Source organism: Uniformispora flossi, assembly GCF_049534875.1.
Classification (GTDB): domain Bacteria; phylum Actinomycetota; class Actinomycetes; order Streptomycetales; family Streptomycetaceae; genus Yinghuangia; species Yinghuangia aomiensis.
The window spans coordinates 101530-123445 of sequence record NZ_JBMULZ010000006.1; the positions used below are offsets into that span (position 1 = coordinate 101530).

At 72.5% G+C, this 21916-nt stretch carries 20 protein-coding genes; 12 read left to right on the forward strand and 8 right to left on the reverse strand.

From position 1 onward, the window contains the following. Positions 1-513: 513 nt before the first annotated feature. The gene (locus tag ACPA54_RS15655) at positions 514-1248 is read right to left on the reverse strand and encodes a dienelactone hydrolase family protein (protein ID WP_423530081.1); all 735 of its coding nucleotides are present in this window, start codon (positions 1246-1248) and stop codon (positions 514-516) included. 320 nt (positions 1249-1568) lie between these two features. Here ACPA54_RS15655 and ACPA54_RS15660 point away from each other — a divergent pair, with 320 nt between their 5' ends. The 3 genes from ACPA54_RS15660 (at position 1569) to ACPA54_RS15670 (ending at position 5795) form a co-directional block, all read left to right on the forward strand. Beyond that, positions 1569-2561 (forward strand): Gfo/Idh/MocA family protein, encoded by a 993-nt coding sequence (locus tag ACPA54_RS15660; RefSeq protein WP_423530083.1) that lies wholly within the window; start codon positions 1569-1571, stop codon positions 2559-2561. Between the two features lie 86 nt (positions 2562-2647). Then, entirely contained in the window at positions 2648-4027 is a 1380-nt protein-coding gene (locus tag ACPA54_RS15665) for a M1 family metallopeptidase (RefSeq protein WP_423530085.1), read from the forward strand. 184 nt (positions 4028-4211) lie between these two features. Then, entirely contained in the window at positions 4212-5795 is a 1584-nt protein-coding gene (locus ACPA54_RS15670) for a class I adenylate-forming enzyme family protein (protein WP_423530087.1), read from the forward strand. Positions 5796-5894: 99 nt separating this feature from the next. Here ACPA54_RS15670 and ACPA54_RS15675 read toward each other — a convergent pair whose 3' ends face one another. Next, on the reverse strand, positions 5895-6707 hold the full coding sequence (locus tag ACPA54_RS15675) for a sugar phosphate isomerase/epimerase family protein (protein ID WP_423530089.1): 813 nt from the start codon (positions 6705-6707) through the stop codon (positions 5895-5897). Positions 6708-6885: 178 nt separating this feature from the next. Here ACPA54_RS15675 and ACPA54_RS15680 point away from each other — a divergent pair, with 178 nt between their 5' ends. Then, the gene (locus ACPA54_RS15680) at positions 6886-7587 is read left to right on the forward strand and encodes a glycerophosphodiester phosphodiesterase (protein WP_423530090.1); all 702 of its coding nucleotides are present in this window, start codon (positions 6886-6888) and stop codon (positions 7585-7587) included. 60 nt (positions 7588-7647) lie between these two features. On the opposite strand, the gene ACPA54_RS15685 is transcribed toward ACPA54_RS15680, so the two are convergent. After that, on the reverse strand, positions 7648-8256 hold the full coding sequence (locus ACPA54_RS15685; RefSeq protein WP_423530092.1) for a GNAT family N-acetyltransferase: 609 nt from the start codon (positions 8254-8256) through the stop codon (positions 7648-7650). 100 nt (positions 8257-8356) lie between these two features. Between ACPA54_RS15685 and ACPA54_RS15690 the strand changes: the two genes are divergently transcribed. Beyond that, positions 8357-9142: a phytanoyl-CoA dioxygenase family protein gene (locus ACPA54_RS15690; protein WP_423530094.1), complete on the forward strand. Its 786-nt coding sequence runs from the start codon at positions 8357-8359 to the stop codon at positions 9140-9142. 39 nt (positions 9143-9181) lie between these two features. Here ACPA54_RS15690 and ACPA54_RS15695 read toward each other — a convergent pair whose 3' ends face one another. Then, positions 9182-9715, reverse strand: coding sequence for an Lrp/AsnC family transcriptional regulator (locus tag ACPA54_RS15695; RefSeq protein ID WP_423530096.1), 534 nt, complete (start codon positions 9713-9715; stop codon positions 9182-9184). A 99-nt stretch (positions 9716-9814) separates the two neighbouring features. Between ACPA54_RS15695 and ACPA54_RS15700 the strand changes: the two genes are divergently transcribed. The 3 genes from ACPA54_RS15700 (at position 9815) to ACPA54_RS15710 (ending at position 12917) form a co-directional block, all read left to right on the forward strand. Further along, the gene (locus ACPA54_RS15700; RefSeq protein WP_423530098.1) at positions 9815-11035 is read left to right on the forward strand and encodes a trans-sulfuration enzyme family protein; all 1221 of its coding nucleotides are present in this window, start codon (positions 9815-9817) and stop codon (positions 11033-11035) included. A gap of 325 nt (positions 11036-11360) precedes the next feature. Next, the gene (locus ACPA54_RS15705) at positions 11361-12467 is read left to right on the forward strand and encodes a glycosyltransferase family 4 protein (protein ID WP_423530601.1); all 1107 of its coding nucleotides are present in this window, start codon (positions 11361-11363) and stop codon (positions 12465-12467) included. Positions 12468-12485: 18 nt separating this feature from the next. Next, positions 12486-12917 (forward strand): phosphatase domain-containing protein, encoded by a 432-nt coding sequence (locus ACPA54_RS15710; protein WP_423530100.1) that lies wholly within the window; start codon positions 12486-12488, stop codon positions 12915-12917. A 6-nt stretch (positions 12918-12923) separates the two neighbouring features. Here the strand turns inward: ACPA54_RS15710 and ACPA54_RS15715 are convergent, their stop codons facing one another. The 3 genes from ACPA54_RS15715 to ACPA54_RS15725 form a co-directional block, all read right to left on the reverse strand. After that, positions 12924-14414, reverse strand: a complete 1491-nt coding sequence (locus tag ACPA54_RS15715; RefSeq protein WP_423530102.1) for an NAD-dependent succinate-semialdehyde dehydrogenase — start codon at positions 14412-14414, stop codon at positions 12924-12926. 120 nt (positions 14415-14534) lie between these two features. Further along, the gene (gene mgtA / locus ACPA54_RS15720; protein ID WP_423530104.1) at positions 14535-17225 is read right to left on the reverse strand and encodes a magnesium-translocating P-type ATPase; all 2691 of its coding nucleotides are present in this window, start codon (positions 17223-17225) and stop codon (positions 14535-14537) included. Beyond that, positions 17209-17568 (reverse strand): ArsR/SmtB family transcription factor, encoded by a 360-nt coding sequence (locus tag ACPA54_RS15725; protein ID WP_423530106.1) that lies wholly within the window; start codon positions 17566-17568, stop codon positions 17209-17211. The genes mgtA and ACPA54_RS15725 overlap by 17 nt, the downstream gene beginning before the upstream one ends. A gap of 205 nt (positions 17569-17773) precedes the next feature. On the opposite strand from ACPA54_RS15725, the gene tatA reads away from it, so the two are divergent. The 4 genes from tatA (at position 17774) to ACPA54_RS15745 (ending at position 20584) form a co-directional block, all read left to right on the forward strand. Then, on the forward strand, positions 17774-18031 hold the full coding sequence (gene tatA / locus ACPA54_RS15730) for a Sec-independent protein translocase subunit TatA (RefSeq protein WP_423530108.1): 258 nt from the start codon (positions 17774-17776) through the stop codon (positions 18029-18031). 157 nt (positions 18032-18188) lie between these two features. Further along, a complete protein-coding gene (locus ACPA54_RS15735) occupies positions 18189-18764 on the forward strand; it encodes a TerD family protein (protein ID WP_345676117.1) in 576 nt (191 codons plus the stop codon). A gap of 204 nt (positions 18765-18968) precedes the next feature. Continuing rightward, complete coding sequence (locus ACPA54_RS15740) at positions 18969-19664, forward strand: TetR family transcriptional regulator (protein WP_423530110.1); 696 nt, start codon at positions 18969-18971, stop codon at positions 19662-19664. Beyond that, positions 19661-20584: a TauD/TfdA dioxygenase family protein gene (locus ACPA54_RS15745; protein WP_423530112.1), complete on the forward strand. Its 924-nt coding sequence runs from the start codon at positions 19661-19663 to the stop codon at positions 20582-20584. The genes ACPA54_RS15740 and ACPA54_RS15745 overlap by 4 nt, the downstream gene beginning before the upstream one ends. On the opposite strand, the gene ACPA54_RS15750 is transcribed toward ACPA54_RS15745, so the two are convergent. Continuing rightward, on the reverse strand, positions 20556-21908 hold the full coding sequence (locus ACPA54_RS15750) for a BTAD domain-containing putative transcriptional regulator (RefSeq protein WP_423530114.1): 1353 nt from the start codon (positions 21906-21908) through the stop codon (positions 20556-20558). The genes ACPA54_RS15745 and ACPA54_RS15750 overlap by 29 nt on opposite strands. Positions 21909-21916: the final 8 nt, after the last annotated feature.

Consider the following 21916-nt stretch of genomic DNA (forward strand, 5'->3'; position numbering starts at 1 on the left):
CGACGACGGAACCATTGACCATCCTCATGAACCGAACGTGCTGCGCGCTGCTGTTCGGGTCGTACCGCGGTGCTTCTCGAGGACGCAGGGGTGGTGCGGGGCTCGGTGGCGGAGGCGGAGTCCCCCACGCGGTCGGGTTCTCGCGGGCCGGGGACGAGGCAAGCGGCAGTCTCAGAGGCGGTGCCGCGGTGGGCGGGGGCGGCGGAGTGCCCCACATGGCTTGGGGGTCGCGGGCGGGGGGCGCCGCGGGTTCCCGGCGCAGGGCGGCTCCGAGCCGCCGCAGGACCTGCCGGAAGCCGCCCCGGCTCTCGCTCACGTGTCCCGCCGCGGTCCGTGGCCGCCGCGGGGCACGGCGCGCCTCGGACCGGGGCCCCCCGGAACTTGATCCACGTCAGCGCGTGCAGTCACCTCTCGACCCTACGAGCGCCCCGCCACCCCGACCAGGGCGAAACGCGCGGCGCCGCACGGCAGTCGCACCCCGCGGCCCGGCCCGCCACCGGCGTAGGCCACGGCCTAGCTGCTCGGCAGAGCGCGCTCCAGCAGGGGCAGCAGCCGCTCCCAGTGGCGTCGGAGGCCCTCCGGGTCGAAGGCGTCCGTGTCGGCCATCGTGAACCCGTGGATGGTCTCGTGGTAGACCTCCGACGTGTAGTCGAGCTTCGCCGCATCCAATTCCCGGTTGAGGTCGCGCAGGGCTTCCGGGCTCAGGTCGCTTGCCGCGTGGCCGAAGTGGATGGCGGCGGTGATGCGCTCGAAGGCCTCGGGGCCGTCCGCGGCCACCGGGGCGTGGAAGGCGGCGAGGGCGGCCACCCGGTCGGGGTGTGCCGCGGCGGTGCGGGTGGCGAGGAGTCCGCCGAAGCAGTAGCCGGTGACGGCCATCGGGCCCGCGGCGACTTCGGGGCGGTCGGCGAGGAAGGCGAGGTACGCGTCCGCGTCCCGGAGGGTGCGTTCGGGGGTGTGCGCCTGGATCAGCGGCATCATCTGCGCCATGAGCCCGGGGCGGTCCTCGGCTCCGATGTGCGCGGGCAGGTCGAACAGCGGGGTGGGGCCGTGCCGGTAGAACATGTTGGGGACCAGGACGTAGTAGCCGTGCCCGGCCAGTTCGAGGGCCATGTCCCGCAGCACGGGCCGGATGCCGAAGCCGTCCGGGTACATCAGCACCGCGGGGTGCCTTTCGCCGTCGGCGGGGAAAGCGGCGAAGGCGTCGGCCTGGCCGTCGGCGGTGGGGATCTGCAGGTCTTCGATGGGCATGCATGCTCCTGTCGTGGTGGGTGTGGTCCAGCCTGTGGTCACCACGACGGAGGCGGAGCCCGCTCGACCGGACCCGATCCTCGTACAGGCAAGCCGAACGGTGCGAATGATGCGGCCGATCGGCCTACACCGGCACGTCCGGTGCTCAACAGAGCACCGGGTCGCCGATCCGTGAGCGGCGCAAGGCCATCCCGGTATTCATGACTGACAACGTAGACCACGGTGCGGCGCCGACAGCGGCGACGGGCCGCGAGCCCGACGCTTTGCCTCGCCGTTCATAATTTCTCCGTCGTGGAAAACACAACCGCAAGGGGTGGGGCATGACCGCAACCAACGCCGCCGACACGTTCGGCTGGGGGATCGCAGCCACCGGGTCGATAGCCGAGACCGTCGGACGGGTGATCGCCGCCGAACCCGGCATGCGGATCGCCGCCGTCGGGTCGCGGAACAAGGACCGGGCCGCCGAGTTCGCCGCCAAGGTGGGTGCCACGACCGCGTACGGCTCGTACGCCGACATGATCGCCGACCCCGCCGTCGAAGCCGTCTACGTCGCCACCCCGCACGCGCAGCACCGCGAGATCGTCGAGGCGGCCCTCGCCGCGGGGAAGCCCGTGCTCTGCGAGAAGCCGCTCGGGGTGACCGTCGCCGAGGCCGAGGCGCTCGTCGCGCAGGCCCGCGCCGCGGACGTGTTCCTCATGGAAGCCATGTGGATGCGGTTCAACCCGCTCATCCAGCGCGTGCAGGCCACCGTCGAGTCCGGCGCGCTGGGCGATGTCCGGTCGGTGAGCGCGTCGTTCGGGTTCCCGATGCCGTACGACCCGGAGCACCGGCTGTGGAACCCCGCGCTCGGCGGCGGCGCGCTGCTCGACCTCGGCATCTACCCGGTCGCGCTGGCGTACTTGCTCCTCGGCGCCCCGGACACGATGGCCGCGGTCGGCGCGCTCGGGCCGAGCGGTGTGGACGCCGAGACCTCGCTGCTGCTCGGCTGGGAGGGCGGCGCCCGTGCGATGCTCGAAACGTCGCTCGTCAGCATGCTGCCCATGACCGCGACCGTCGTCGGCACGAAGGGCCGCATCGACATCGCGCCCGCCTTCCACGCGGCGACGCAGATCTCCGTGCACACCTACGGCGGAGACTTCGGTGCCGCCCCGGAGGAGTTCCGGATGGACTCCCCCGCCGAGGCCTACGCCGCCCAGGCCCGCGAAGTCCGCGACTGCGTGCGCGCCGGACGCGTGGAAAGCCGCATCATGCCTCTCGACGCGACGCTCGGCGTCCTGCGGATCCTGGAAGACGCACGTAGCGCACTCGGGTGACTCGGGTGACGCAGCGGGAAATCCCCCGCGTTTGCAGTCTGTCGCCGGGGACCGGCACCGCCCTAGGGTGTCGGCCCATGCGACGTATGACGAAACGACGCTGGGGCACCGCGGCGACGAGCCTTGCGTGTGCGCTGATGCTGGTCGCCGCGGTTCCGGCCTCGGCTTCGGACAGTTCGGCGGGGGCCGGAGACCCCTACTTCCCGCTCGCCGGCAACCAGGGCTACGACGTCGAACACTACGATCTGGCCCTCGACTTCACTCCTTCGTCCCACTACCTGGCCGCCCAGGCAACCATCTCCGCGCGAGCCGAGAAGGAGCTGGCGCGGTTCGACCTGGACTACTCCGGGCCGGCGATCGACCGGGTCACCGTGGACGGGCGGCCCGCCGCATTCGCCCGGGACGGCCAGGAGCTGACCGTCACCCCGGACCGCTCGCTGCGCCGCGGCAAGCACTTCACGGTGCAGGTCTGGTACCGGGGCAACCCACAGCCAATCGACGACCCCACGCTGGGGATCTACGGCTGGATAAACACCGACGACGGCGCGGTCGCGCTCAACGAGCCCGACGGCGCCCGCAGTTGGTACCCCGTCAACGACGACCTCAACGACAAGGCCACCTACACCTACCGGATCACCACCCCGAACGGCGTGGCCGCGCTGGCGAACGGCGAGCCGCAGGGCAAGCCCGACGTGCGCGGCGACAAGACGACCGCCGTGTGGAACATGCGCAAGCCGATGGCCAGCTACCTGTCGATGGTGGCGATCGGGAAGTTCGACGTGACGTCCGGCCGGATCGGGCGGCTGCCGAACATCACCGCGGTCGACCCGGGCAGCGAGGGCGACACCGCGTCGCTGGCGCCGGACACGGCGGCGGCGGTGCGGTGGGAGCAGGACACGTTCGGGAAGTACCCGTTCGACTCGGTCGGCGGGATCGTGGACCGGCTCGGCGTCGACTACGCGCTGGAGACGCAGAGCCGTCCGGTGTACGACGGCGTGCCGGACGCGGCGACGGTCGTCCACGAGATCGCCCACCAGTGGTACGGCGACGCGGTGACGCCCAAGACGTGGGCCGACATCTGGCTCAACGAAGGCTTCGCCACGTACGCCGAATGGCTGTGGGACGAGCAGCACGGCGGCCCGACCGTGCAGTCCGTCTTCGACGAGTGGTACGCCAAGCCGGCGGGCGACAGGTTCTGGAAGCTGAAGACCGCGGACCCGGGCCGGGACGAGATCTTCAGCTACAGCGCCATCTATCTGCGCGGCGGCATGACGCTGCAGGCGCTGCGGGTGACGATGGGCGACCGGGACTTCTTCACGCTGCTGCGGACCTGGGTCGACACGTACAAGTACCGCAACGCGGACACCGGTGACCTGCGGGCCTTGGCGGAGAAGATCTCGCACAAGAACCTGAAGCCGCTGTTCGACGCGTGGCTGTACAGCGAAGAGAAGCCGGCGCGGCCGTAGCGCCCGGCGGGCGGGGCTCCTCCCGGAGCCCCGCCCGCTCCGGCAAGGCGGTGCGGGACGTCGGTACCGCAAGCCCCATCGGAACGTGACGCTCCGTCAGCTCATCCTTGACGCCGTCAAGAAATACTGCCTATCGTTCCCGCGGAAACACAGCGGAAACAGCCGAACAGGTGAGGGGGCGAGGGTGGCCGTCGAGACGAGTGCGACCGGTGCCGCGATCGAAGGGCACCAGGTCCACGGCCAGGACATCCCGTGGCTGCTGCGGCACTGGGCCGACAACCGCCCCGAGCACCCCGCGCTGGTGTGGGAGCCGGGCGGCGGCGCCGAAGGGCGCACCTGGACGTACGCGGACCTGCTCACCGACACCCACCGCGTGGCCGCTGGGCTGGTCGCGCGCGGCGTCGGCCGCGGCGACAAGGTGCTCGTGCACGCGGACAACTGCCCCGAGATGGTCATCGCGTGGCTCGCCTGCGCGACCGTCGGCGCGGTGGCGGTGACCACGAACACCCGTGCGACGCCGAGCGAGATCGCCTACTTCGCGGCGCAGACCGGGTCGACGACCGCCGTCACGCAGCCGAAGTTCACCGCGGCGATCGCCGAATCCGGCGCGGAGATGCGCTGGGTCGCGGTCATCGGCCAGGACGGAGCCGACGGGGACACGTTCCCGTTCGCCGACCTGTACGGCGAGGCCGCGGACTGGACCGGACGCCCGATCGAGCCGCTGCTGCCGTTCGGCATCATGTTCACCTCCGGCACGACGAGCCGCCCGAAGGGCGTCGTGCACACGCACGCGAACGCGGTGTGGGCGAGCCGGTCCGGCCCGCGCAGCATCGACCTGGGCGCGGACGACCGCTACCTGATCTACCTGCCGTTCTTCCACGTCAACGCGCAGAGCTGGTCGTTCTTCTCGGTGCTGGGCGTCGGCGCGACCGCGGTCCTGATGCCGAAGTGGTCGACGAGCCGGTTCTGGGACGTCGTGGTGCGGTACGGCATCACGCACATTTCGCTGATGCCGTTCGCGATGGGCACCCTCGCCTCGCCCGACCGCCCGGAGTCGAAGCTCCGGGTAGGCGTGTTCGGGCAGGTGTCGGCGGCGCTGGACAAGATGCTCGGCGTCAAGGTGTACGCCGCCTACGGCATGACCGAGACGGTCATCCACGCGATCACCGGCAAGCCGTCGGAGTACCTGCCCGCCAAGTCGATGGGACGGCCCGCGCCGGGCTACGAGTTCGCCATCGTGGACAAGGACACCGGCCTGCCGTGCGCCCAGGGCGAGCCGGGCGAGCTGTGGCTGCGCGGCGAACGCGGCGTGCAGCTGTTCCTGGAGTACTACGGCAACGCCGAGGCGACCGAGGAGGCGTTCGACGGCGACTGGTTCAAGACCGGCGACATGGTGGTGCTCGGCGAGGGCGGCAACGTCTTCTACCGCGAGCGCGACAAGGACCTGCTCAAGGTCGGCGGCGAGAACGTGTCGGCGCGCGAGGTCGAGGACGTCGTCGCCACCGTGCCGGGCGTCGGCTCCGTCCAGGTGGTCGGCAAGTCGCACGACTTCCTCGACGAGGTCGTCGTCGCGTTCGTGATCCCCTCCCCCACCGCGCCCGACGAGGCCGAGCTGGAGAAGGCGATCCTGGAGCTGTGCCGGACGCGGCTGTCCGACTTCAAGGTGCCGCGCGCGGTGTACTTCGTGGACGCGTTCCCGCTCGGCACGCTCGACAAGGTGCTGAAGAAGAACCTGCGCGAGATGGCGGACGCGCGTCCCGCGGTCTGAGCGGACCTCGGCCAAGGCCCTCGGCGGACAACCGCCGGGGGCCTTCGCCGTGCCCGCTGCCGTGTCGGGTCAGGCGCGCGCTGCCGCTGCCGTGCCGGGTCAGGCGCGCGCTGCCGCTTCCCACACCTTGCGGGTCGTCCGCAACGTCGCCTCGGCGAAGTCCGGGAGCGGGGCGGCGCGCCAGGTGTCGTCGAGGAGTTCGACGCTGACCACGCCGTCGTAGCCCTTGTCGAGCAGCGCGCCGCAGAACGCCGGCAGGTCGAGGACGCCTTCGCCGGGCAGTGCGCGGCGGTGCATCGACTCGGTGTGGTGGTCGTCGTGGATCGGTTCCGGCGCGTCGGAGAACTGCACGAAGCCGACCAGGTCGAGCGGCAGGTCGCGGAGCGACTCCCAGGTGCTGGGGCCGCGGAAGAAGTGCCAGGCTTCGACCACGAGCTTGAGGGCGCCGTCGGGGAGCAGGTCGACGAGGCGGCGGGCTTCGTCGATGGAGTCGACGTCGCGGGTCGGCAGGAACTCCAGATTGAGGCCGAGTCCGGCGTCGGCGAGGGCGGCGGCGCAGTGCCGGGCGTTCGCGGCGACGGCGTCGTCGACGGGGCCGGTGACGACGGTGAGGACTTCGCGGGCGCCGACGACCGGGGCGTAGCGGAGGATGCCGGCGAGGCTGCGTTCGGTGGCGTCGCGGTCGGCGCTGATGGACAGCGAGACGATCTCGTAGCAGGGCAGGTCCGCGGCCCGCAGGGCGTCGGCGAGGGCCTCGGGCGGGGTGCCGGCGCGGTCGTGGGCGCGGACGGAGAAGACGTCGAGGCCGATGTGGTCGTAGCCGGCGGCGGCCGCGGCGGCGATCTGCGCGGGCAGGCTGGGCTCGATGCCGTAGTAGGTCGAGTGGTTGAAGGTGTTGAAGCTGTACTTCATGGGCGTCCCGGGGTCTCGTTTCTTTCATGGCTATCATAGACATGATGGCGGGGAAAGGGGCGGCGGCGGTTCGGGCCGCCGGCGCGGCTGCCGGGCCCGGCTCGGCGGCACGTCGCGGCCGGTACGCTGCCGGGGAAGGCATCCGCGCGGCGGGCCCGGGACGGCGGAGGCGGCACCGATGGTCGTGAAGATCGCGCACCGCGGCGATCCGGGGCGGATCCGGGAGAACACGCTCCCGTCGCTGGCCTCCGCGATCGACGCGGGCGGCGACTGGGTCGAAATCGACGTCAAGCTGACCCGCGACGGCGTTCCGGTACTGCTGCACGACCACACGCTGGAGCGGTTGTGGGGCGTCGACCGGCCGATCGGCGCGGTGGCGCACGCGGAACTCGACGGAGTCGGCGGCGCGGACGGGCTCCGCATCCCCACGCTGCGCGACGCGCTCGAACTCGTGGTCTCCCGCGGTGTGAAGGTCATGGTCGACCTACCGGGCGTCGCCGAAGCGCGGGCCGCGGCACGGGAAGCGCACGCTCTCGGCTGCCTGGCGGACGTCGTCTTCGCGGGCAACCTGGGCGGCTTGGCCGACGTCCGGCAGCGCGTCCCCGAGGCCGTCATCGCGATGAGCTGGTCGACGCCCCGGCTGCCCAAGCCGGAGCTGCTGCACCGCATCCGACCCGCCTACCTGAACCCGCGGCACCTGTACGCGAGCCGCCGCATGATCCGGAAGATGCGCGAGCGGGGCATCGCCCTGTCGGTCTGGACGGTCGACAACCCGCGGCGGATGGCGAAGCTGGCGGCGATGGGGGTGGACGCGATCATCACCAACGACATCCGGGCGTTGGTGGGGGTGACGGAGGGACGCCCGGCCGACCGGGGCTAGCCCGTGTCCGGTGGACTTTCGTTCGCCTGATCGAGCGGACCTTCGCTCACCGTTCTGGCGCTACTGCCCGCTACAGCCACTACTGCCGCTCGGGCGGTCCAACCGGTACACGTAGTGCAGCGGTTCGTCGATCGGGTTGTCCGGCTCCAGGTCGCCCTCCCCCACGCGGGTGAATCCGGCCTTCTCCAGCGCACGCCAGGAACGCCGGTTCGCGGCGACGACCGGGACGACGATCGCGGTCGCGTCCGCCCACTCGCGCCACGTCTTCGCGGCCATAGCGGCGATCATGGCGGGTCCGAGGCCGCAGCCGACGGCGGCGGGGTCGCCGATCAGGTAGTCGAGCATCGCGGCGCCGGCCGGGACGGCGACGATCCCGGCGAGGTCGTGGGCGTACTCGGGATAGTCGGCGACCCGGCAGCGCTGCACCAGCCCGAACGGGCGTGCGCCGCGCAAGGCGAGCCAGTCCTGCGACGGCTCTTCCCCGCGCGCCGACGGGCCGAAGTCGCGGGCGACGGCCTCGGCCGACGTCTCGTGGTGCCACCACCGCGCCACGTAGTCGTGTTCCAGCCATTCCCGCAGCAGCGGGAAGTCGGCCTCGGTCGCGCGGCGCCAGACGATGTCTTCACCGGTCGTGCGGTCCCGCGCGGAGCGGTCGGCGGGCGTGGTCATGGCCCGACGCTAGCAAGCGGTGCGGTGGCCTGCCGGGCGGATTCCGGGCCGCCGGAAAAGGAGTTGCCGCGGACGGCTGCGGTTGTTCAGGATCGTGATCATGTCGGACGTCCTGAGTCATGCCGAAGTCGAGCAGTTCGTCGCCGACGGGTTCGTGCGCGTGCCGGGGGCGTTTCCGCGCGCGCTCGCGGACGAGTGCCGGGCGTTCCTGTGGCAGGAAACCGGCTGCGATCCGGACGATCCCACGACGTGGACGCGGCCGGTGATCCGCCTGGACGGTTACGGGCAGCCGCCGTTCCAGCGCGCCGCGACGAGTCCGCGGCTGCACCGGGCGTTCGACCAACTGGTCGGGCCGGGGCGCTGGTTGCCGCGCCTGGGAATCGGCACGTTCCCGATCCGGTTCCCTCATCCGGATGATCCCGGCGACGCCGGGTGGCATGTCGACGCGAGCTATCCGGCGGACGACGGCCGGAGTTGGCGCCTCAACCTGCACTCCCGCGGGCGGGCGCTGCTGATGCTGTTCCTGTTCTCCGACGTCGGCGAGGACGACGCGCCCACGCGCATCAAGGCCGGCTCGCACCGCGACCTGCCGGCGTTCCTCGCCCCGGCCGGGGACGAGGGCCGCGACATGTTCGACCTGTGTGCGGAGATGGACGCGGCGGGGCGGCTCGACGCGCCGGAGCGGCCGACGGTGCTCGCCACCGGGGAAGCCGGGGACGTGTTCCTGTGCCACCCGTTCCTGGTGCACTCGGCGCAGCGGCACCGCGGTTCGGTGCCGAAGTTCATGGCGCAGCCGCCGCTGCTGCCGGTCGGACCGCTGCGCCTGGAGCGGCCGGACGGGGCGTACTCGCCGGTGGAGCGGGCGGTGCGGGAGGCGTTGGACTGACCGCCGCCCGCATGCTCGCCCGGAGACCGGTGGGCCGGCTCAGCGGCGGCGGGGCAGGACGCCGCGGCCGTCGCGGACTTCGAACACCAGTTGGGTTTCGGTCTGGCGGACGACCGGGTGCACGGTCACGTGTTCGAGGATCAGATCGCGGAGCTTCTCGGGGCTCTCGACGGCGACGTGCAGCAGGAAGTCGTCGTCGCCCGCCATGTGCAGGACGGTGAGGGCGCCGGGCACGTCGACGAGGTTGTCGTAGAGCGCCCGGACGAGGTCGCCTGTGTGGCTGCCCAGGCGCACTTTGATGATGGCGTTGATCGGGTGGCCGAGGGCGGCGAGGTTGAGCCGGGCGTTGATGCTCTCGATGACGCCTGCCTGGCGGAGGGCGCGGACGCGGTAGGCGCAGGTGGATTCGGCGACGCCGACGCGGGCGGCGAGGGCGGCGTTGGTCATGCGTCCGTCGTCGACGAGGGCGCCGAGGATGGCCAGGTCGGTGCCGTCCAACGGGGTGGTCGGCAGCGGGGCGGGCTTGGCGGGGTGCGGGGGTGTTTGCGGTTTCTGCGGTGGCGGGGTCGGCACGGGCGCTCCTTCCGTGGATTCTTCACCGGTTTCGGGTTCCGACCTGAACATCTTCGATCGATATTGCGCAGTATTGCGGATTCCGCGCATGGTGTCGGCATGACCTCGCCGTTTCTGCAACCCGACTCCGTCGCGGTGCACGCGGGCCGCGACGACCTGGCCGCGCTGGGCGTACATGCCCTCCCGATCGACCTGTCGTCGACGAATCCGCTGCCGGACATCGAACTCGGCGGCCTGTCCTACGAGTCCATGGCCACCGGCGGCGCACCCCATCCCGAGGGCGGCGCGGTGTATGCGCGGCTGTGGAATCCGACCGTCGCCCGCCTGGAATCCGCCCTCGCCCGGCTCGAACACACGCCGGAGGCCGTCGCGTTCTCGTCCGGCATGGCGGCACTGACCGCGGCGGTGCTGGCGATGACCGCCGAGGGACGGCGGCACGTGGTCGCGGTCCGGCCGCTGTACGGCGGCACCGACCACCTCCTCGGCTCGGGCCTGCTGGGCGCCGAGGTGACGTACTGCGACCCGGACGGCGTCCGCGCGGCACTCCGCCCCGGCGCGACCGCCCTGGTGGTGCTGGAGACCCCGGCCAACCCGACGCTCGACCTGGTCGACATCCGGTCCGCCGTCGCAGCGGCGGACGGTGTTCCGGTGCTGGTCGACAACACGTTCGCGACGCCGGTCCTGCAGAACCCGGCCGATCTCGGCGCCGCGCTGGTACTGCACAGCGCCACGAAGTACCTGGGCGGCCACGGCGACGTGGTGGCCGGCGTCATCGCGTGCGGCAGCGAACACGCCGCGGCGCTGCGCCGGGTGCGGGCGGTGACCGGGGCTCTGCTGCACCCGCTGGGGGCGTACCTCGTCCACCGGGGCCTGGCGACGTTGCCGATACGCGTACGGGCCCAGCAAGAGGGCGCGGCGCAGGTGGCGGCATGGCTGGGCGGCCACCCGGATGTGGTGGACGTGCACTACCCCGCGCTCGGCGACTTGGTCGGTCCCGGTCGGCAAATGCGGGGAACCGGCGCGATGCTCGCGGTCCGGTTGCGCGGTGGCTACGCGCAGGCGCAGCAGGTCACGTCGGCGGTACGGCTGTTCACGCACGCGGTGTCGCTCGGCGGGGTCGATTCGCTGATCCAGCACCCGGCGGCGCTCACCCACCGCCCGGTCCCGCCGGAGGCACGCCCGTCGGCGGATTTGCTGCGGTTGTCGATCGGTCTGGAAGACCCGCGGGATTTGATCGCTGATCTGGCGCGGGGGTTGGGGGCGGGAGTTTCGGGGGCGGTGACCGCCGTTCGGGAGGAAGCCGGCGCGGGGGCTGCGTGAAGGCGGGCAGCTTGAGGTTGCGGCCCCTCCTGCTGCCGGGATGACGAACCGGCTTGTGTGTCCGGGGTGTTCGTCCGGCTTCCGCTTCCCGAGTCCGCTCTTCCCCTCCGACCGCCGCCCCGGGTGCGTCGGGGGCGGCCCCAGGCGCACGGCCCGGCACGCCGTGCCGGAGCGTACCGACCCGGGATCCCACCCGTGTGGATGCCTTCCTTGCCCAGGGCTGGATGGTCCTGGTTGGTTGGCAACACGTGCTGCACGCTTGCCCCTTGGGTGCGTTTCTGCGCGGAATGCGCGGTACGTGTGAGGAGGGGCGGGGAACTTGCGCGTGCTGTTGGTGGTGGACGACCTGGACATCGGTGGGGCACAACGCCAAGTCGTGGGCCTGGCCCGCGCGCTGGCGGAGAGGGGAAACACCGTGGTGCTGGCCTGCACGACGGGCGGCGACTCGCCGATGGCGGCGTCGCTGGCGGAGGCCGGGGTGCGGGTCGAGGTGCTCGGGCGTCGGCATGTGACGAAACGCTTCAGTCCGGGCTTCGCGGCCCGCATCGCGCGGCTGGCCCGGACCGGCCGGTTCGACGTCCTGCACGGACACGTGCACGCCGCGGCGATGGCCGCCGCGGCGGCGGGACCGGCCGCCGGGGTGCCGGTGGTGGTGACGGAGCACAGCATGGCGTCGTGGCGCGGCTCGGTCGCGCGCGGCTACAGCAGACCGTTGTACCGGCGCTGCGCTGCGGTGCTGGCCGTGTCCGACGAGATAGCCCGCCGGCTGCGCACCGTCGACCGGGTGCCGCCGGGGCGGGTGGTGGTGCTGGGGACCGCGCTGTTCCCGGACTCGCGGGACCCGGCGCCGGGCTATCCGCCGGGCGCGACGTTCGGCGGGCTGCTGTCGCCGCGACAGGGCGTCCGGGTGGGCGTCGTGGCCCGGTTACAGCCGGAGAAGGGCATCGACGTCTTCCTCCACGCGGTCGCCCGGGTGGCCCCTGAACACCCGGACGCCCGGTTCACGGTGGTCGGCGACGGCGATCTGCGGGCGCCGCTGACCGCGCTGGCGGCAAGGCTCGGACTCGCGGACCACGTGCGGTTCGTAGGCGCGTGCGACCACGGAGAGGCCGCGGTGGCGGCGTTCGACGTGCTGTGCGTGCCGTCGCTGACGGAGGGCGCGCCCTTGGTGGTGCTGGAGGCGCTGACGGCGGGCGTCCCGGTGGTGGCCAGCGCGGTCGGCGCGATACCGGAACAACTGGAGAACGCGGGGCTTTTGGTCGCGCCGGGCGACCCCGCGGCGCTGGCGGAGGCGCTGCGGCGGTTGTTGGACGACGCGGGCGAACGGTTCCACCTGGGGACGGTGGCGCTGAAGCGAGCGGCTTCGCTGCCCACGGCAGGGGATGTGACGGATGCCGTGGAGGCGGTTTATCGAAGGGTGGTCGGGCGGTGACTCGCCTACAGTCCCCCCATGACCACCACCTGGCCCGCCACCACCCCCGGTCTCCTCGAACTCCCCTCCGGCCGCCTGATCCGCGGCCGAGGCCTCCGCCACGCCCTGCCCGACGGCGACCCGCCCACGTTCGCCCTCTACCTCCTCGGCAAAGAGCCTCCGCCCACCGCTTGGCCGAGCCGCTGGCTCCGCTGGCCCGACTTCCGCCTGCCCGCCGACCGCGCCGACGCCGCAAGCGCGTTCGCGGACGCGCTCGCCCGCACCGCCACCGACCGGGTCGAGGTCGCCTGCGGCGGCGGCCGAGGGCGTACCGGCACCGCGCTCGCCTGCCTAGCCGTCCTCGACGGTGTCCCGCCCGCCGAAGCCGTCGACTTCGTCCGCCGCAACTACGACCGCCACGCCGTGGAAACCCCGTGGCAGAAGCGCTACGTGCGCGGCTTCGCCGCCTGACGACGCCTACCAGTCCACCGCGATGTACTGCGTCTCCAGGTAGTCCAGCATCCCCTCGTGTCCGCCTTCCCGGCCGATCCCGCTCTGCTTCACACCGCCGAACGGGGCGGCCGGGTCGCTGACCAGGCCGCGGTTGAGGCCGACCATGCCGGCCTCCAGGCGCTCGGACACGCGCAGTCCGCGGGCGAGGTCGCCGGTGTAGACGTATGCCACCAGCCCGAACTCCGTGCCGTTGGCCAAGCGCACGGCCTCGTCCTCGGTCTCGAAGGTGGCGATCGGCGCGACCGGCCCGAAGATCTCCTCTTTCAGCACCTCCGCGTCCGGGGCGACGTCGACCAGGACCGTCGGCGGGTAGAACCACCCGTCGCCGTCCGGCCGGTGCCCGCCCGTCAGAGCGCTCGCTCCCTGGGCGACCGCGCCGCGCACCAGCGTGTCCACCTTCTCGACCCCGGCTTCGTTGACGAGCGGCCCGACCTGGACGCCCTCGCGGGTGCCGGGGCCGACGACGAGTTCGGACATGCGTCCGGCGAGGCGACGCGCGAACTCGGCGGCGATCGGGGCCTCGCAGTAGAACCGGTTGGCGGCGGTGCAGGCCTCGCCCGCGTTGCGCATCTTGGCGATCATCGCGCCGTCGAGGGCCGCGTCGAGGTCGGCGTCGGCGAAGACCAGGAAGGGGGCGTTGCCGCCGAGTTCCATCGACGTGTTGACCACGTTGTCGGCGGCCTCCTTCAGGAGGATCCGGCCGACCTGGGTCGAGCCGGTGAACGACAGCTTGCGGACCCGGTCGTCGTGCAGCATGGCGGACACGACCTCGCCCGAACGCGTGGCGGGCAGCACGTTCACCACCCCGGGCGGAACCCCGGCCGCTTCGAGGATGCGGGCCATCGCGAGAGCCGTCAGCGGCGTGTCGCTGGCCGGCTTCAGGATCACCGTGCAGCCTGCCGCCAGCGCCGGGCCGATCTTGCGGGTCGCCATCGCGGCCGGGAAGTTCCACGGGGTGACCAGCACGCAGACCCCGACCGGATGATGCGTGACCATGATCCGGTTGGTCCCGGCCGGCGCCGTCATCAGCTCGCCCGACGCGCGGACGGCTTCCTCGGAGAACCAGCGGAAGAACTCCGCCGCGTAGGCGACCTCACCGCGCGCGTCGGGCAGCGCCTTGCCGTTCTCCAGCGACATCAGCTGTGCCAGGTCGCCGGCGTTCGCGGTCATGAGTTCGAAGGCGCGGCGCAGGATCTCGCCGCGTTCCCGCGGCGCGGCGGCGGCCCAGTCGGCGCCGGCGGCGTGTGCGGCGTCGACGGCGGCGATGGCGTCCCGGACGGTGCCGTCCGCGACCTTGGCGAGGATCTCCCCGGTGGCCGGGTCGAGGACGTCGAACCGCCCGCCGTCGGACGCGGCGACCGCCGCGCCGCCGATGTACAGGTCGGTCGGCAGCGCTCCGGTGCGGAGCCCCACGAGGTCGGTACCGGTCGGGTCGGTGCTGGACGAGTCGCTCATGCGGGGCTCCTTTCCGCTCCCACGGAATTCAGTCCGCTTTGCCACTTATATCCACCGCCCGACGCGCGGCCGCACCACCACGGCCACGGGCAAGGCCAGGCACGCCACGAACGCCCCCGCCTACTGCCGCCGCTTCCGCGTCAGCGCCAGCGCGGTCGCGTAAGCCGTCAGCACTATGCCCAGCGCCGCGTAGTACCGCAACGGCAGCGGCCCCATGCCGAGCAGCGGCGCCAGCGGGGTGATCGGCACTGCCAGCCCGATGGCGGCGAGTCCGGCCGTGGCGAGCCGGATCGGCCCGGGTGTGCGGCCTTCCGCCGCCCGGCGTCCGGTGCGCAGGAGGGTGATGACCAGCGCCTGCGTCAGCAGGTTCTCGGTGAACCATCCGGCGTGGAAGGGGTCGTCTCCGTCGGTGGCCCACCACAGGGCGCCGAAGGTGGCGATGTCGGCGGCGGCGTTGAGGCCGCCGTACGCGGTGACGAAGCGCAGGAAGCGGTCCGGCCGCAGCATGAGCGGGCGGCGGAGCGCGGCGTCCGGCGGGTTGTCGAACGCGAGCGCGAGCTGGGCGATGTCGAACAGCAGGTTCTGCACGAGGACCTGCGCGGGGAGCATCGGCAGGAACGGCAGGATCGCGCCCGCCACCAGCATCGCGATGACGTTGCCGAGGTTGGACGAGATGGTGACGCGCAGGTACGACGCGACGTTGCCGCTGCTGCGGCGACCTTCGGCGACCGTGCGGTCGATCGCGGTGAGGTCCTTGCTGGCGAGGACGACGTCGCAGGTCTCGCGGGCGACGTCGACCGCGCCGCGCGGGCACATGCCGACGTCGGCGGCGCGCAGCGCGGGCAGGTCGTTGACGCCGTCGCCGAGGAAGCCGGTGGTGTGTCCGGCGCGGCGCAGCGCGGTGACGACGCGGGCTTTGTGCGCGGGCGTGCAGCGCGCGAAGACGGTCGTGGTGCGGGCGAGCTCGGCGAGGGCGTCGTCGTCGAGGGCGTCGATGTCGCGGCCGGTGACGGCGGCGCCCGGGTCGGGGCCGAGGCCGAGCGAGCGGCATATCCGGACGGCCGTGCCGGGGTGGTCGCCGGTGAGGACTTTCACGGTGATGCCGCGTTCGGACAGTGCGGTGAGCGCGTCCGCGGCGGTGTCCGCGACGGCGTCGTGGAAGGTGACGAAGCCGACGAAGACCAGGTCGCGCTCGTCCTCGGGCGTATACGCGTCGCCGCCGGCCCGGCGTTCCGCGACCGCGACGGCCACGACACGGAGCCCTTCTTCGGCGTGCGCGGCGGCCCGCGTGAGCAGGTCGGCCCGGGTGGCGTCGTCGAGCGGGACCGCGTCGGGGAACGGGAGCGACGCGCCGCACTCCTCCGGCTCGGGCATCCGCAGCCGGGTGCACCGTTCGAGGACTTCGGCGGCAGCACCCTTGGTGACGAGAATGTGCCGCGCCCATGCCCCCGGCCGGGACACGACGGCGGTGGCGATCCGGCGCTCGGGATCGAACGGCAGGGCGTCGACCCCGTCGAAGCCGGTGTCGTCGGCGGCCGAGTCGGTGCCGAGGAGGGCTTCGTCGAGCGGGTCGGGTTCCGGAAGCTCGGCCAGGTGGACGGTCCACCAGCTGTTGAGCGCCGCCCAGCGGAGCACCGCCGGGTCGGGGCGGCCGTACGGGTCGGCGGCGCCGTCCACGATCGGCCGGTCCTGGGTGAGGGTGCCGGTCTTGTCGACGCACAGGACGTCCATCGCGCCCGCGTCGTGCAGTGCGGGCAGGCGCCGCACGATGACGTCGCTTTCCCGGGCCAGCCGGGCGGAGCCGCGGGACAGCGCGGTCGTGACGATGACCGGCAGCATCTCGGGGGTCATGCCGACGGCCACGGCGACCGCGAACGGCAGCGTTTCGAGGCCGCGCCCGCGGACCGCCGCGTTGGCCATGAGCACGAGCGGGGGCGTCAGCAGCATGAAGCGGATGAGGATCCACGAGATGCCGTCGACGGACCGGTCGAACGCGGTCGGCGCCGCCCGGGGCCGCCGTCGCCGCGGCCCCGCGGCCTGGCCGCGGGCGAACTGGGTGGCGGCGCCGGTGGCGACGACGACGGCCGTGGCGCTACCCGACGCGACGCTGCTGCCTTGGAAGCACAGATGCGGGTGGTGGAACCCCGACAGTTCGGGGGTCGCGGGCTGCCCGCCGCCCTGCCGTGGGATCACCGCCACCGGCACCTCGACAGGGTGTTTGGCGACCGGCGCGGACTCCCCCGTGAGCATGCCCTGATGCACGGTCAGGCCGGCGGCGCTGAGCAGCCGTACGTCGGCCGGGATGAGGTCGCCGGGGCCGAGGCAGACGACGTCGCCGGGGACGATCTGCTCCACGGGCACTTCGCGGGTCGCCGCGGGCCCGTCGGGGCGGCTGCGGCGGCGGACGGTGGCGGTTCCGGCGACCAGGTCGCGCAGCGCGGCGGACGCGCGTTCGGCGCGGATCTCGCCGGTGGTCCGCAGGGCGCAGCTGACCGCGACGAGGACGGTGATGACGCATGCGGTGCCCCAGGACGCGACGACCGCGGAGACCGCGCCGAGGACGAGCAGCATCATCGTGAACGGGTCGCGCAGGCTGCGGGCGACGCGGAGCAGGCCGCGGGTGGTGCGGCTTTCCGGGAGGTGGTTCTCGCCGTAGCGGGCGAGGCGGACGTCGGCTTCGGCGTCGGTGAGGCCGCGGGGTCCGGCGTCGAGGCGGCGGAGGACTTCCAGGCGGGTCAGTCCGGGGCCGGCCGCCGGAGGCGGGGCCGCGGCGGGGAGCACGGCCGCCTGGCCGTCACGCCCCCAGGCCACGGGAGCGCCTGGCGGGCGGCACGGCCTCGGCGCGGGCGGCGAGGCGGTCCATGAACCAGCGGACCATGGCGACGACGTCGGGGTCGTCGACGAGGTAGACGACGCGGCGGCCTTCACGGCGTGCGCGGACGAGGCCGGCGAGCTTGAGTTTGGCGAGGTGCTGGCTCACCGCGGGCAGCGCGCCGCCGACCCGGTCGGCGAGTCCGGTGACGTCGCTTTCGCCCTGGGTGAGCAGCCACACGATGTGCAGGCGCGCGGGCGACGCGAGGAGCGCGAACGCCGAGGCGGCTTCGGTGAGCAGGTCGGCGGAAGGGTCGTGGACTCCGCCGGGTGCTGCCGCCACCGTGTCTCCTCCGCGTCGTCGACCGGGCGGGATGCCCGACGGCTCAGTCTAGAGGGCTGTGCGCCGTCGATGGCCGTACGCCGCCGACCCCCGGGGTCTCTACACGGCGCCGCTTGGGTTGTAGAGTTGCGCAATCTGGCAAGTGTCGGCGCGCTCCGGGACCCCCCGCACGCACCGGCGCGACGACGACGGAGGGTGGCTACGCATGCTGCGCAACGGTCTCGAACCATGGCACCTGCTGATCGTCGCGGTCGTGGCGATCATGCTGTTCGGTTCCAAGCGGCTCCCCGACTCGGCCCGCGCGCTCGGCCGCTCGATGCGGATCCTCAAGAGCGAGACGCGCGCGATGAAGGCCGACGAGCAGCATGCGGTGACCGAAGGCGCCGGGCCGGTCCCGGCCCCCGAGCCGGTGCCGGCGACACCGTCGCAGAGCGTGTCCGGGCCGGGTTCCGGCAGTTCCTGAGTCGGCCGCGGGCGTGCGTCGCCCGCCGCTCCGCGCACCGGTTGGCCGGTGGCCGCACACCGCGGCGGCCGGAACCGATACGGTGCGGCCCGGCGGTTCGGCAACGCACCGGCCCGCACCAGCAATTCGAAATCCCGAGGCATACCGGAGGTAATTGATGGGCGTATCGCTGAGCAAGGGCGGCAACGTCTCGCTGAGCAAGGAGGCGCCGGGCCTGACCGCGGTCACCATCGGCCTCGGCTGGGACGTCCGGACCACGACCGGGGCGGACTTCGACCTCGACGCGTCCGCCCTGCTGTGCGACGCCGGCGGCCGGGTCCTGTCCGACCAGCACTTCGTGTTCTTCAACAACCTGAGCAGCCCGGACGGCTCGGTCGTCCACTCCGGCGACAACCTGACCGGTGGCGGCGACGGGGACGACGAGCAGATCCAGATCAACCTGGCGACGGTCCCGGCCGAGGCGGCGAAGATCGTGTTCCCGGTGTCGATCTACGACGCCGACTCGCGTTCGCAGAACTTCGGCCAGGTGCAGAACGCGTTCATCCGCGTGGTGAACCAGGCGAACAACGGCGAGCTGGCGCGCTACGACCTGACCGAGGACGCGTCGACCGAGACCGCGATGATCTTCGGCGAGCTGTACCGCAACGGCGCGGAGTGGAAGTTCCGCGCGGTGGGCCAGGGCTACGCGTCCGGCCTCGCGGGCATCGCGAAGGACTTCGGCGTCAACGTCTGACGACCGCGCGGCTTTTCTCCGTCCCGTCCCGGGGCCGCGGCGACTTCCCCTCGCCACGGCCCCGGGACGGGCGCATTTCCGGCGTCTTCCCGGCATCTCCCGCGGGGCCTTGCGGGCATCTCCCGCCGGGCCTTGCGGGCATCTCCCGCAGCTCCGGGCAGGCATGTCTTGAACCGTTAACGCACGTGCGTTAACTTGCTCGGCATGGAGAGCCCGTCGGCCACCCGCCTGAGCCTGATGACCACCGCCGAACGCCTGTTCGCCGAACGCGGCATCAACGCCGTGTCCGCGCGCGAGATCGCCGCCGAGGCGGGACAGCGCAACACCAACGCGGTCAAGTACCACTTCGGGTCCGCCCAGGCGCTCGTCGACGCGGTCTTCCGGTTCCGCATGGAACCCCTCAACGCCCGCCGCATCGAACTCATCGCCCGCTCCGACGCCGACGGCCGCGCCGACGACCCGTACGCGCTCGCGGAAGCGTTCGTGACCCCGCTCGCCGAACTCCTCGGCGACCTCACGTCGGGCCCCGGGGGCGGCAGCTGGTACCTCCGCTTCTGCGTCCAAGCCGCCTACACCGTGCACCCCGACGTAGCCACCCCCGGCCCCGGCGACCTCGGCCGCACCCCGTGGACCACCGGGCTCAAGGAACTCAACGACCGCGCCCTGGCCCTCGGCCGCGCCACCCTTCCCGACGCGCTCGCCTGGCGCCGCTGGACCCACTTCACCGGCTTCGCCACCCACGCGCTCGCCGACCGCGAACAGCAACTCACCGGCGCCACTCCGCCACCGGACGACGCCGCCCTCTACCTCGCCGACTTGATCGACGCCGGAGCCGCGCTGCTCACCGCACCCGCCCGGCCGTCGACCCTCGCCCTCACGCCTCCGGAGGAATCCCCATGACCACGACCAGTCCCCCCGCGCGCCCAATATTCGACAACGGCCTGTCCGCCGTTCCGGTCCGCGAACTCAGCCCGAACGGCGACTACACCCCGTCCGCGCCGTACACCCTGTTCGAACTCGCCGCCTGCTCCCCCACCATCGGCGCCGAAATCGCCGGCGTCGACCTGTCCCGCCCGCTCGCCGACGACGTGCAGGCCGAACTGCACCGCGCGCTCCTCGAATGGAAGGTGCTGTTCTTCCGCAACCAGCACCTCACCGCCGAACAGCACCGCGACCTGGCGCAGCGCTGGGGCACGCCGGAAGTCCACCCGTTCCTGGCGAAGGCCGATGGCGTCCCCGAGGTCGTCCGGCTGACCCGCGGCGCCGATTCGCCGGCCGTGGAGAACGTGTGGCACTCCGACGCGTCGTTCGAGACGACACCCCCCATGGGGTCGATCCTGCGCGCGGTCCACGTCCCCGACATCGGCGGCGACACACTCTGGTCCGACATGGGCGCCGCTTACGACGGCCTCACCGACGACCTGCGCGCCCGCATCGACGGCCTCAGCGCCGTCCACGACTTCACCCAGACGTTCGGCCGCCAACTCCCGCCGGACGAACTCGCCCGCCAGCAGGAACGCTTCCCGGCCGTCGCCCACCCGGTCGTGCGCACCCACCCGGAGACCGGCCGCAAGCTGCTCTACGTCAACCGGATCTTCACCGCACACATCCCCGGCCTGTCCGCGGAGGAGAGCAACGCGCTGCTGGAGTTCCTGTACGACCAGGCCCGGCACCCGGAGTACCAGGTCCGGCTCCGCTGGCGCCCCGGCACGATCGCCTTCTGGGACAACCGCGCCACCCAGCACTACGCGAGCGCGGACTACTACCCGCACACCCGGATCATGGAACGCGTCACCATCCTCGGCGACCGCCCGTACTGACGCCTTCGCCGCACGTCGCGATACTGCACCAACGCCGCCGCCCGCCCGCGTCCAGGAACAACCAGCCGCAGTCGTCACTCGGGCACTTGCACACAGTGAACCTCCGTGCGTCCGCGAGGAGTTCGGCCGCACTGCGGGCGGCGGCATACAACGGCACCCGCAACCCCGCCGACGGCGGAAGCCGCCAACGCCCGAGCCCGTCCGGCCCCCGCGTGAACACCGCCACCTGCGCGGCATCGCGGGCGACGGCGGCGACGGCGGCGAAGGCGCGGGCATCCTCGGCGTCGGTGAGGCAGGCGTAAAGGTCCGTCCGGAAAGCCCGCGCCTCGCCCATGACCGCCTCGGCCTGCTCGGGCTGCATCCGCCCGCGTTCGACCAAGGCGGCGACGTCATGGTCGTCGACGAGATCCGCATACCCCGCCCACACCGCGAGCGTGGAGTATCCCCGCAGCCACTCCCCCCGCGGTCGCCCCGGCTTGCTCCACCCGGCGTACGTGTTGCAGAACTCCAACGCCGGATGGCCGCCGGTGTGCCACGGCAGCCACTCCCCGGCCACCCGCACGGCGTACAGTGGTGCGGGCGGCCGGTCGAGCGCGGGGTCGTCGGCAAGCACCCGCGCATGCAGATCGGCGAGCGCGGGCCCAGGGCTGAGCCCGACCCCCTCCGCAAGTTCCCGCGCCGTGTCCCGATACCGGCGAAGCGCCTCCGCCCGCCGCCCGTCCCGGTAGAGCGCGGTCATCAACGCCGCCACAAGCCGTTCATGAGACGGCAGTTCGTCCACGACCGGGACCAGATCGGCCACCACGCGCGCATGCTGCCCCATCGCCAGCCGGTCCTCGGCCCGCTGCGCCAGCGCACTCAGCCGCAGCTCGGCAAGCCGGCCCCCCAGCCGACTCCGCAGCAGCTCGTCGGCCGCGTCCGCCAACAGCGGCCCCCGCCACAACTCCAACGCGGCGTCGTGACAACGCACCCGCTCGCCGGGATCACCGGACGACGCAGCCGTGGCCACAAGATCGGCGAACTCCCGGACATCGATCCAATGCTCCGCAGGTTCGACGGAGTACCCCTCCGCCCGGGACTCGACCGCCACACCATACGGCCGGAGCGCGGCCCGCAAACGCCCGACATACGTGTGCACAGTGCCGCGCGCCGACACCGGCGCCACACCGTTCCACAGCAACTCGACGAGCCTCTCGGTCCGGACGACGTGACCCGCTTCGACCAGCAAGATCCCCAGCAGACACCGCTCTTGCCGCCGAAGCCCCAACCCCACCGGCACACCGCCATGCCGCGCTTCAAAGGACCCCAGCAGCCGAAATTCCATAGTCGTCC

Coding starts and splice junctions, on each gene's coding strand:
- ACPA54_RS15655 (WP_423530081.1), bottom strand. CDS start 1,248: ATGCCCATCGAAGACCTGCAGATCCCCACCGCCGACGGCCAGGCCGAC.
- ACPA54_RS15665 (WP_423530085.1), top strand. CDS start 2,648: ATGACGAAACGACGCTGGGGCACCGCGGCGACGAGCCTTGCGTGTGCG.
- ACPA54_RS15690 (WP_423530094.1), top strand. CDS start 8,357: ATGTCGGACGTCCTGAGTCATGCCGAAGTCGAGCAGTTCGTCGCCGAC.
- ACPA54_RS15735 (WP_345676117.1), top strand. CDS start 18,189: ATGGGCGTATCGCTGAGCAAGGGCGGCAACGTCTCGCTGAGCAAGGAG.
- ACPA54_RS15745 (WP_423530112.1), top strand. CDS start 19,661: ATGACCACGACCAGTCCCCCCGCGCGCCCAATATTCGACAACGGCCTG.
- ACPA54_RS15740 (WP_423530110.1), top strand. CDS start 18,969: ATGGAGAGCCCGTCGGCCACCCGCCTGAGCCTGATGACCACCGCCGAA.
- tatA (WP_423530108.1), top strand. CDS start 17,774: ATGCTGCGCAACGGTCTCGAACCATGGCACCTGCTGATCGTCGCGGTC.
- ACPA54_RS15715 (WP_423530102.1), bottom strand. CDS start 14,414: ATGAGCGACTCGTCCAGCACCGACCCGACCGGTACCGACCTCGTGGGG.
- ACPA54_RS15700 (WP_423530098.1), top strand. CDS start 9,815: ATGACCTCGCCGTTTCTGCAACCCGACTCCGTCGCGGTGCACGCGGGC.
- ACPA54_RS15750 (WP_423530114.1), bottom strand. CDS start 21,908: ATGGAATTTCGGCTGCTGGGGTCCTTTGAAGCGCGGCATGGCGGTGTG.
- ACPA54_RS15675 (WP_423530089.1), bottom strand. CDS start 6,707: ATGAAGTACAGCTTCAACACCTTCAACCACTCGACCTACTACGGCATC.
- ACPA54_RS15685 (WP_423530092.1), bottom strand. CDS start 8,256: ATGACCACGCCCGCCGACCGCTCCGCGCGGGACCGCACGACCGGTGAA.
- ACPA54_RS15660 (WP_423530083.1), top strand. CDS start 1,569: ATGACCGCAACCAACGCCGCCGACACGTTCGGCTGGGGGATCGCAGCC.
- ACPA54_RS15710 (WP_423530100.1), top strand. CDS start 12,486: ATGACCACCACCTGGCCCGCCACCACCCCCGGTCTCCTCGAACTCCCC.
- ACPA54_RS15680 (WP_423530090.1), top strand. CDS start 6,886: ATGGTCGTGAAGATCGCGCACCGCGGCGATCCGGGGCGGATCCGGGAG.